The sequence below is a fragment of the Geodermatophilus sp. SYSU D01176 genome, from assembly GCF_054050015.1.
This window is the reverse complement of sequence record NZ_JBJGYN010000036.1, coordinates 40,538-49,982: the sequence shown is the minus strand read 5'-3', so window position 1 is coordinate 49,982 and position 9,445 is coordinate 40,538. Positions and strand designations below refer to the sequence as shown.

The window sequence follows — 9,445 nt, the reverse complement described above, 5'->3', positions numbered from 1 at the left end:
CGACGCCCTGGCGCGCGCGAGAGGCAGTACGGGGCCAGAGTGCTCAGAGGGTGGGGTTCCACAGGCCGTCAGGACCGTCCAGCGTCGGGAAGACGGCGAACAGCAGCAGCGCCGCCACGACGAGGAAGAGCAGGACGGCCGTCGCCACCCGCACCGCGAGCGGGCCGGGCAGGTGGCGCCAGATCCACGGGTACACGGCTCAGACCTCCTCGAGGGCCGCGGGGCCGTCCGGGACCTCGGCCTTGCTCACCGAGGCCTCCAGCTCGCCGTGGACGACGAGCCGCTCGCGGGTGGAGAACGTCGGGTGGCAGGTGGTCATGGTCAGGAAGGCGCCGGTCGCCGCCCCGTCCGCCGCCCCGCCGGGCGTCGGCGCGACGACGCTGCTCTCGCTCGGGTCGACGACGGTCGTGGTCGTCACCCGGTAGACGTGCCAGGCGTCCACGGTCTCCACGACGACGGGGTCGCCGGGCTGGAGCACGTCGAGGTTGAGGAAGGGGCTGCCGCGCCCGACGCGGTGGCCTGCCATGGCGAAGTTGCCCTGCTCGCCAGGCAGCGCCGAGCCGACGTAGTGGCCGGGGCCGTCCTCGAGCTCGGCGGGGTCGGTCCCCTCGACCACCGCGCGGGTCCAGTCCGCGCCGAAGCGCGGGATGTGGACGAAGGCGAAGGCCTGGCCGAAGTCCGGCTCCGCGTGCGGCGCACCGGACTCCCAGTCCTCGCGGAGCTCCTCGGCCACCTGGTCCTGCGCCCGGTCGCTCCGGAGGTCGGTGACCCAGACCTCGTAGAGCACGAACAGCAGCAGCACCGCGCCGGCGGTGATCGCGAGCTCGGAGAGCCCGCGGACGATCGTGCGGATCATCGGTCCCCCTGACCGAGGGCGTCCCGCCCGCCGGGTGCCGGCGGGCGGGACGCGACGAGCGACGGTCAGGACGCGGAGCCGGCCCTGCGGCGACGGCTCACGACCAGCCCGGCGCCGCCACCGGCGAGCACGAGACCGCCGATCGCGGCCAGGCCGAGGACGTCGGCGCCGGTGTCGGGCAGCGGGGTGCCGTACTCGGTCGGCTCCGCCGGGTCGGTCGGGCCACCGTCGGTCGCGGGGACGACGACCTGGCGGGTGGCCGTGGTCGAGGCGCCGTCGTCGTCGGTGACGGTCAGCGTGACGGTGTAGGTGCCCGCGGCGGCGTACCGGTGCGTCACCTCGGCGCCCTCGGCGGTCGCGCCGTTCCCGAAGTCCCAGCGGTAGCCGGTGATCTCGCCGTCGCTGTCGGTGGACCCGGCGGCGGAGAAGGTGAAGTCCGCGCCGGTGTTGGTGGCCGTGACCGCGGCGATCGGCGCCTGGTTGGCCGGGTCCCCGCCCGTGTCCCCGCCCGTGTCCCCGCCGGTGTCCCCGCCGGTGTCGCCACCGGCGTCGCCGCCGGTGCCGGGGCCGGAGCTGAACCGGAACTCGTTGCAGCCGAACGTCATGCCGTGGACGACCACGTCGGCGCCGGGCTGGTACAGCAACTGGAAGCCCAGGCTGGTCACCGTGGCGTCGGGGTAGGCGGCGCTGATCTCGACGAGGCTGGCCTCGTCGTTGCTCTCGGACTCGAGCGCGCTCAGCGGGCCGAGCGCGCTCCACCACAGGTCGGCCGGCGCACCCGCCTCCGGCTCCCAGTACACGAGGATGGCCTGGGCGGGGTCCTCGTTCGCCGGCCCGTCGAGGTCGACGTACAGCTCGTAGGTCGGGTGGTTGCCGACCGGCTGGCCCTCGGCGAGCGTGGCGTCCAGGTCGACGTTGGACTGCGCGGTGGCGTCGGCCAGCGGGATCTCGAGCCCGTCCATGAACCAGGAGGCGTACGCGGCGCCGTCCGGGTCGTCCTCGGTCGAGGGCATCGTGAGGTGCAGGCCCCCGGCCAGCATCTCCGCGGTGGCGCCGTCGCCCACACCGGTGAGCTCACCGTCGAAGGCCGCCTCGAGTCCGGCCAGGTCGAGCGGGGTGACGCCGCAGCCGCTCGCCGAGGCGATCCCCGGTGCGACCGTGCTGATCAGGGCGATCGAGCCGAGGCCCAGGGCTCCTGTGGTGAGCAGGCTGGTGGTGCGCTTCATGACAACCCCCGATGTCAGTGGACGTGCGGGGGTGGGTCGGCCCGGCCCCCGTCGAGCGGTGCCGACACTGACCGCCGGTACAGGGGGTCGACACCCCCCGTTCCCGCCGTCCGGCGCACCCCAGCCCTGGGGGACATCCGTCGCGCCGTCACTCGCAGTCACGTCGTCGGGCGCGCTCCGCAGTGGTCGCACCCCCAGGTCCGGGGATTGCCCGCCCGACCGATGAGGACCGGCCCCGAGCGCCGTCCCAGGAGCAGCGGCCGCCGTCCCCGCGGCCCGGCACCCGAGGAGGACCACCGTGCGACCACTCGTCGTCACCGAGTTCACGACCCTGGACGGCGTCGTGCAGGCCCCCGGCGGCCCCGACGAGGACACCACCGGCGGCTTCCCGCACGGCGGCTGGCTGGTGCCCTTCTTCGAGGAGACCCTCGGCGCGCAGATCGACGCCTGGTTCGCCGGCGTCGAGGACTTCCTGCTCGGCCGCGGGACCTACGAGATCTTCGCCGCGGCCTGGCCGCAGATGCCGACCGAGGGCGACCCGGTGTCGGAGGCGCTGAACACCCGGACCAAGCACGTCGCCTCCCGCACGCTGACCTCGCTGGAGTGGTCCGGCGCGCGGCTGGTCGAGGGCGACGTGGTGGAGGCGGTGCGCGCGCTGCGGGCCGCGGACGGCGGTGAGCTGCAGGTGCACGGCTCCCCCGGCCTGGTGCAGACGCTGCTGCGCGCCGACCTGGTCGACGAGCTGCGGCTGGTCGTGGCGCCGGTGGTCCTCGGGCAGGGCAAGCGGCTGTTCGGGGACGGCGCGATCCCTCGGTCGTGGCGGCTGACCGCGTCCTCGACGACGCCCACGGGCGTGCTGCTGTGCACCTACCGCCGGGGCGGCGAGGTCGAGACCGGCGCGATGGGACCCGAGTACGAGGACGCCGTCAGCGGCTGAGCGCGAGCCCCTCGGCCGGTGTCCGGGGCAGCGGGACGGCGAGCGCCTCGGGCGGGCCCGGCCGGCCGAAGTGCCAGCCCTGGCCGGAGTCGACGCCCAGCGCCCGCAGCGCGGCCGCGTCGTCCGCCGTCTCCACGCCCTCGGCGACCACGCGGGCGCCGGAGCCGTGCGCGAAGGTGACCAGCGAGCCGACCAGCGTGGACAGCACGCGGTCGGTGGCCACGCCGCTGGCGATGCTGCGGTCGAGCTTGATGACGTCGGGGGCGGTGACCACGATGTGCCGCAGCGAGGAGAAGCCGGCGCCGACGTCGTCGATCGCCAGCCGCAGCCCGGCGGCGCGGAACGGCGCCAGGACGGCGGACAGCCGGTCGTAGTCCTCCACCGCGTCGTGTTCGGTCAGCTCCAGGACGACGCGGTCCAGCGGTATCCGGCCCAGCAGCTCGGCGCACTCCGGGGCGAGCACAGCGGCGGGGGAGACGTTCATCGCCACGTACCCGCAGACCCGGTCGAGGTGCTCGGCGGCCCGGGCCAGGGCCTGCAGCTCGAGGACGTCGCCCAGGCCGACGCTGTGCGCCTCGGCGAAGACGACGTCGGGGGTGCGGTTCCAGTCGGCCGGGAAGCGGGACAGCGCCTCGGCGCCGACGCGGGTGCCCGTGGCGAGGTCGACGATCGGCTGCAGCAGGACGACGGGCCCGCCGCCGGCGACGACCGGCTGGAGCCGGCCCTCGATCTCGGTGCGCCGCCCGCGTTCGCGGACCTCGGGCTCGACGATGACGGCGGCCGCGGAGGCGAGCACCTTCATCAGCGCCTCGTCGCGCTTGCCGAGCTCCTTGTCCGACCGGAAGCCGAAGGCGCAGAACGTGCCGTAGAGGGTGCCGTCGGACAGGTGCACCGGCGTGGAGACGTAGCTGCGGATGCGCGGGATGCGCGCCGAGGGCAGGGACATCGCCAGCGGGAACCGCTTCACGTCGGGGATGACGGCGGGCAGCTTCCCGTCGAGGATCGCCTGGCAGAACGAGGCGTCCTGGCGCACCTTGGCGCCCTCCTGCACCAGCACCGGCACCGAGGTCTCCACGACCTCCAGGTGCTGCGTCGTGCCGTCGAGACGACTGAGGAAGGCGACGCTGAGGTCCAGCGACTCCTTGGCGGTCACCAGCAGGTCGGCGATCTGCTGGTCGGCGGCCGAACGCTTCCTGCGCATGGGCTGCCTCCTCTCGTCCTGCACGGTCATCGGCCGTCCAGGACGTGAGCTGGAGCGCCCTCACCCGTTGGGGGAAGGACGGCGGGACGACGGTGGTTGCGCAGGACAACACCAGCTGAGAGGTCCGAGAGCACATGAGCATCCCGTTGTCCGTCCTCGACCTGGCGCCGATCTCGACGGGCCAGACGCCGGGCGAGAGCATCGCGGCGAGCGTCGCGCTGGCCCAGCGGGCGGAGCAGTCCGGGTACCGCCGGGTCTGGTACGCCGAGCACCACAACATGCCGACGATCGCCTCCTCGGCGACCAGCGTGCTCATCGCGCACGTCGGCGCGCACACGTCGTCCATCCGGCTGGGCGCCGGCGGCGTCATGCTGCCCAACCACTCGCCGCTGACCATCGCCGAGCAGTTCGGCACCCTGGACGCGGTGTACCCGGGCCGGATCGACCTGGGGCTGGGCCGCGCGCCGGGCTCGGACCAGAACACGATGTACGCGCTGCGCCGCGACCCGCGCTCGGCCGACCGCTTCCCGCAGGACGTGCTCGAGCTGCAGGGCTACCTGACCGGCGAGACCCGCGTGCCCGGCGTCGACGCCGTCCCCGGGAAGGGCTCGGACGTCCCCCTCTACATCCTGGGTTCGTCGATGTTCGGCGCGACGCTCGCCGCCGCGCTGGGCCTGCCGTACGCCTTCGCCTCGCACTTCGCGCCGGCGATGCTCGAGCCCGCGGTGGAGGCCTACCGGAGGGAGTTCCAGCCGTCGGCGCAGCTGGAGCGGCCCTACGTGATCGCCGGGGTCAACGCCGTGGCCGCCGACAGCCGCGCCGCCGCGGAGGAGGCGTTCGCCGCGGCCCGCCGGCGGCTGGCCGTCGGCCTGTTCGGCCGCGGCCGGAAGCTGTCGGACGACGAGGCGCAGCTGCTGCTCGACGGCGGCGCCGGCCTGCACGTCGACACGATGCTGACCCACACCGCCGTCGGCACCCCGGCCGAGGTGCGCGAGTACCTGACCGGCTTCGCGCGCGCGGCCGACGCCGACGAGCTGATCGTCGCCCACCAGTTCCCGGGCGTGGAAGGTCGGCTGCGGTCGGTCGAGCTCACCGCGGAGGCGATGGAGTCCGTCGCCGCCTGAGAGAGGGCCCCGCTCCCCACCCTTCGCAAGCTCAGGGCGGGCCCCGGGACGGGGCCGTTGCGGGCGTTCCTCGCGCTGTGCCGGCGTTGTTGCGGCCGCAGAGCACGAGGAACGCCCGCAGAGCCCGAGGATCAGTACCAGTTGTTGGCCTGGTGGAAGCTCCAGGCGGCGCAGGGGCTGCCGTAGCGCTGCTCGATGTAGACCAGGCCCGCGTCGATCTGCCGGAACGGGTCCGACGTCTTCGCGATGCCGGTGCCCGCCCAGGTCCCGTTCAGGAACTGGGCGATGCCGTACGCCGTGCTCGTCGGGTTCTGCGCGGCCGGGTTCCACCCGCTCTCCGCCTCCCACAGCGCGTCGAGGCAGTCGAACTGGCCGTCCCCGACCCGGCCCGCCGCGTAGTCCTTGTAGGCCTGCTCCCCGGTGCCGGTGGGCGCCGGTGCCGGTGCCGGTGCGGGCGCGGGGGCCGGTGCGGGAGCGGGTGCGGGAGCGGGTGCCGCGGCGTCGTCCCGCCTGCGGTCGCCGTCCCACCGGGAGCCGTCCCAGGACGACGACCGGTCGCCGTCCCGTCCCGGCTCGTCGGCCTGGGCGAGCGACTGCCCGGCGAAGGTGAGCGTGAGCGTCATGGCGCCCGTGGCGGTCAGCAGGTGCAGGGTGCGGCGGGTGCGTGCGTGCATGAGGACAGTTCCTCCGGGGTGCGAGCTGCGGGAGGGCGCGCGCCGATGGCCGGCGGCGCCGGTGCGGGACGAGCTGCGGCACGAGGCCTGGACGTGCAGGGTCGGCAGCCGGGCGCGCGGCACCGGCCGGACGACGGGCTCGGTCCGGCTGCAGGGGTGCCGTGCGGTGGCTGGTCCTGACAGGAAGGCAGGCGGGAGCGCGACAGCTCCAGGCCTGCGGGCGCGGGGCTCGAGAGGCCCCGGCGCGATGGAACTCCGTTCTCCCCTGGCCGCCTACCGGGTGAGCTGACGGGTTCGGGCTGGGAGGGCCCTACCCGCCCCCGGACGGCGTCCGGGAGCGGGACTCACCCCGGTGGTACAGGTGGGTCCCCGGCTCGCGCCCCCACAGGGTGCGCGACTCGGCGGCATCCGGCGCGGGTTCCCCGGGTGGGGAGGTGCCGACCGGCCGGACGCAGGGAAACGTAGGGCCGTGACCGTTCCGTGACAATCGCAGGGCCCGGTTCGGCGCCGGCACCCCTGTGACAGGCCGCCGACACGCCAGGACGCGCGCTCGTCAGCTCACCCTGTGCGACCACCGGTGCCGGCCAGGGGCTCGCTGTCGCGGTTGCTGCGGGGCGTGGAGGAGGAGCTCGGACCTGGCGACCCGGTCCAGCCTCACCGCGCTCGCCGGGCTCAGCCGGGTGAGCGAGCGCGTCGCACGTCCGGTCCGTCGCTGCGTTCCCCGGCGAGGTGTGTCTTCGCGCTGCGCACCCGTCCATCCCGGTCGTCGTCCCGGCGGCGGCGATCGCAGGCTGGAGGAACGGAGGAAACGGTCCGGGCAGGACGGTGGCCGGCCCGGGACGCACCCGGGCCGGCCACCGTCAGCCGTCAGTTCGCCGTGGTGACGGCTATGTAGTCACCGGTGTAGTGCGGCGTGGCCGCGACCCCCTGCAGGCCGAGCAGGTTGCCGAAGGGGTCGACGACGACCGCGGTGACGAACGGCCCGTGGGGCGTGGGCGGCGTGTACTCCGTCGCCCCCATTGCCTTCAGGCGCGTGAGGGTGGCCGCCAGGTCGTCGACGCGCCAGTGCACGATCGCGCCGGCCGGGCCGGCGGCCCTGCCCGCGGGGGCCCGGCTGCTGTCTGCGAGGGCCAGCTCGCCCTGGTGGTCGCCGATGACGAACTTGGCGTAGACGACGCGCCCGTCCGGCCCGGGCCGGGTGAAGACGGGCGCCTGGCCCAGCAGCTCGGTGTACCAGTCCGTGGCCGCGGCCACGTCGTCCACCAGGAAGACGAGCGCCGAGAACCCCCGCAGGCTCACTGCCCGGCCTCGGGCTGCCAGTCCGGAGCCACCCAGCGGTGGAACACCCGGGCCACCGAGTCGCGCGGGCTCTGCCAGGTCTCCGGGCGGTACGGGCTGACGTAGGGGGCGAGGTCCGCCATGACCTTCGCGAAGGCCGGCCGCATCGACTCGTGGTTCTCCCGCACGGCCGCGGCCTTGACCCGGTCCTGCTCGAGGAGGTGCACGAACACGTCCTCCATCGAGTACAGCCAGCGGCCGGTGACGCCGGTCTCCGTCGGCAGCCCACCCGCGTCGGACTCGGCGAACACCCGGGCGATGTCCTCCTCGCTGCCCGGCTTCATCCGCTGGACGATGACGGTCATCTCCCGGTCGGGGGAGACCTCGCCCTCGGGCACCCACGTGTAGAAGTGCTTCGCCACCGAGTGCGACGGGTTCTGCCAGTAGCTCGGGTAGGGCGTCACGTAGGGGGCGATGGCCTCGGCGATCGCCTGGAACGCCGGCAGGCCACGGCGCTGGCCGGAGACCTCCGGGTCCTCCTTGCGCTCGATGACGTGCAGGTACAGGCCCTCGTAGGAGAGCAGGACCCGGCCGACGACGCCGAGGTCCTGCGGCCGGGTGGTCCGGTCGTAGTAGGCGAACACCGGCCCGACCTTGTCCTCGCTGCCGGGGGCCATCCGGCAGACGATGACGTTGCGGAACGGGCGCCAGGTGCCCGAGTACCAGGTCGCGGGCGCCGAGGAGGTGTTCGCGAACTCGACGGTGTCGTTCGCCCAGGGCGGTTCCGTGGGGGTCGTCGAGGCGTCGGCCGCGGGGTCGGCCGAGGGAGCGGCCTCGGGGTTGGCCGAGGGTGTCGTCTGCGTCATCGGGGGCCTCCTTCGGTGGGAGTGGGGGTGAAGCGGAGCGGGAGCTCGAGCAGCCCTCGGAAGGCCGAGGCGGCCGGGAGCCACTGCAGGTCCTCGACGGGGACGTCGAGGCGCAGGTCGGGCAGGCGGACGAGGATCCGGCGCAGCGCCGTCGTCGCCTCCAGGCGGGCCAGGGCGGTGCCCAGGCAGTAGTGGATGCCGTGCCCGAAGGACATGTGCGGGGTGTCGCCGCGGGTGAGGTCGAGCGCGTCGGGGTCCTGGGTCAGCGCCGGGTCGTGGTTGGCGGAGCTGAGCACGATCGTGACGATCGAGCCCGCCGGGACGGGCACACCGCCGATCTCGAGGTCCTCGGTCGCGAACCGGAAGCTCGACACCGGCACCGACCCGTCGAAGCGCAGCAGCTCCTCCACGGCGTCGGGCAGCAGGTCGGGGTCGGCCAGCAGCTTGGCCATCTCCTCGGGGTGGGTCAGCAGCGCGACCACGGCGTTGCCCAGGAAGTCCGAGGTGGTCTGGTAGCCGGCGAACAGCAGCAGGAAGCAGGTGCTCACCAGCTCCGCCTCCGACAGCCGGCCGTCGCCGTCGCGCGCGGCGATGAGCGCGCTGACCAGGTCCTCGCCGGACTCCCGGCGCTTGGCGGCGACCAGGCCGGTGAAGTAGGCGTGCAGCCGCTCCTGGGCCTGCCCGATGGCGGCCCGGTCCTCCTGGGGGCTGCGCCCGCCGGTGCCGACGGTCCGGATGACCTGGGTGCCGGCCAGGATCTCCTCGTGGTCGGCCTCGGGGATGCCGAGCAGGTCGCCGATGACCGCCAGCGGCAGCCGGAGGGCGAACTCGTCGACGAACTCGGTCCGCCCCTTCGGCGCCATGCGGTCGAGCAGCCCCTCGACGATCTCCTCCACCCGGGGCCGCATCGCCTCGATCCGCCGCGGGGTGAACGCCTGGGTCACCAGGCGGCGCAGCCGGCTGTGCTCGGGCGGGTCGGAGTTGAGCATGTTGGTGTTGATCTGCCGCGCCTTCTCGCCGAACACCGCCAGGTAGGTGTCCCCGGCGCGGTACAGGTCCTTGGACAGCCGCGGGTCCGACAGCGCCTGCCGGGCGTCGTCGTACCGGGTGACCAGGAACGAGTCGAAGCGCGGCGTCCGCACCTTCACCACCGGCCGCTCGGCGCGCAGCCGGGCGTAGACGGGGTAGGGGTCGGCGCGGAACTCCGGCGTGTAGATCTCCTGACCGGGGACGACGTCGTCCGGGGGTGCGGCCGACGCCGGTGGTGCGGTCTGGGTCATGTC

At 74.3% G+C, this 9,445-nt stretch carries 10 protein-coding genes and 1 riboswitch; of the genes, 2 read left to right on the top strand and 8 right to left on the bottom strand.

Annotated features, from left to right (window positions below; genetic code table 11):
- Window positions 1-43: 43 nt before the first annotated feature.
- From ACI78Z_RS17845 to ACI78Z_RS17835, 3 genes are all read right to left on the bottom strand, one after another.
- Window positions 44-196 (bottom strand): hypothetical protein, encoded by a 153-nt coding sequence (locus ACI78Z_RS17845; protein ID WP_457037886.1) that lies wholly within the window; start codon window positions 194-196, stop codon window positions 44-46.
- A 3-nt stretch (window positions 197-199) separates the two neighbouring features.
- Window positions 200-856 carry a class E sortase gene (locus tag ACI78Z_RS17840; RefSeq protein WP_457037885.1) on the bottom strand — a complete coding sequence of 219 codons (657 nt, stop codon included), beginning with the start codon at window positions 854-856 and terminating at the stop codon, window positions 200-202.
- 65 nt (window positions 857-921) lie between these two features.
- Window positions 922-2,082 carry a PKD domain-containing protein gene (locus tag ACI78Z_RS17835; protein ID WP_457037884.1) on the bottom strand — a complete coding sequence of 387 codons (1,161 nt, stop codon included), beginning with the start codon at window positions 2,080-2,082 and terminating at the stop codon, window positions 922-924.
- 298 nt (window positions 2,083-2,380) lie between these two features.
- Here ACI78Z_RS17835 and ACI78Z_RS17830 point away from each other — a divergent pair, with 298 nt between their 5' ends.
- Window positions 2,381-3,019 carry a dihydrofolate reductase family protein gene (locus tag ACI78Z_RS17830; protein ID WP_457037883.1) on the top strand — a complete coding sequence of 213 codons (639 nt, stop codon included), beginning with the start codon at window positions 2,381-2,383 and terminating at the stop codon, window positions 3,017-3,019.
- Here ACI78Z_RS17830 and ACI78Z_RS17825 read toward each other — a convergent pair.
- Window positions 3,009-4,220, bottom strand: coding sequence for an EAL domain-containing protein (locus ACI78Z_RS17825; protein WP_457037882.1), 1,212 nt, complete (start codon window positions 4,218-4,220; stop codon window positions 3,009-3,011). The two genes, ACI78Z_RS17830 and ACI78Z_RS17825, sit on opposite strands and share 11 nt — an antisense overlap.
- Window positions 4,221-4,354: 134 nt before the next feature.
- Here ACI78Z_RS17825 and ACI78Z_RS17820 point away from each other — a divergent pair, with 134 nt between their 5' ends.
- Entirely contained in the window at window positions 4,355-5,344 is a 990-nt protein-coding gene (locus tag ACI78Z_RS17820; RefSeq protein ID WP_457037881.1) for an LLM class flavin-dependent oxidoreductase, read from the top strand.
- A 131-nt stretch (window positions 5,345-5,475) separates the two neighbouring features.
- On the opposite strand, the gene ACI78Z_RS17815 is transcribed toward ACI78Z_RS17820, so the two are convergent.
- The 4 genes from ACI78Z_RS17815 to ACI78Z_RS17800 form a co-directional block, all read right to left on the bottom strand.
- Window positions 5,476-6,018 (bottom strand): aggregation-promoting factor C-terminal-like domain-containing protein, encoded by a 543-nt coding sequence (locus tag ACI78Z_RS17815; RefSeq protein WP_457037880.1) that lies wholly within the window; start codon window positions 6,016-6,018, stop codon window positions 5,476-5,478.
- A 255-nt stretch (window positions 6,019-6,273) separates the two neighbouring features.
- Window positions 6,274-6,432: riboswitch (cyclic di-AMP (ydaO/yuaA leader) on the bottom strand.
- Between the two features lie 453 nt (window positions 6,433-6,885).
- A complete protein-coding gene (locus tag ACI78Z_RS17810) occupies window positions 6,886-7,317 on the bottom strand; it encodes a VOC family protein (protein ID WP_457037879.1) in 432 nt (143 codons plus the stop codon).
- The gene (locus ACI78Z_RS17805; protein WP_457037878.1) at window positions 7,314-8,162 is read right to left on the bottom strand and encodes a TcmI family type II polyketide cyclase; all 849 of its coding nucleotides are present in this window, start codon (window positions 8,160-8,162) and stop codon (window positions 7,314-7,316) included. The genes ACI78Z_RS17810 and ACI78Z_RS17805 overlap by 4 nt, the downstream gene beginning before the upstream one ends.
- A complete protein-coding gene (locus ACI78Z_RS17800; RefSeq protein WP_457037877.1) occupies window positions 8,159-9,442 on the bottom strand; it encodes a cytochrome P450 family protein in 1,284 nt (427 codons plus the stop codon). The genes ACI78Z_RS17805 and ACI78Z_RS17800 overlap by 4 nt, the downstream gene beginning before the upstream one ends.
- Window positions 9,443-9,445: the final 3 nt, after the last annotated feature.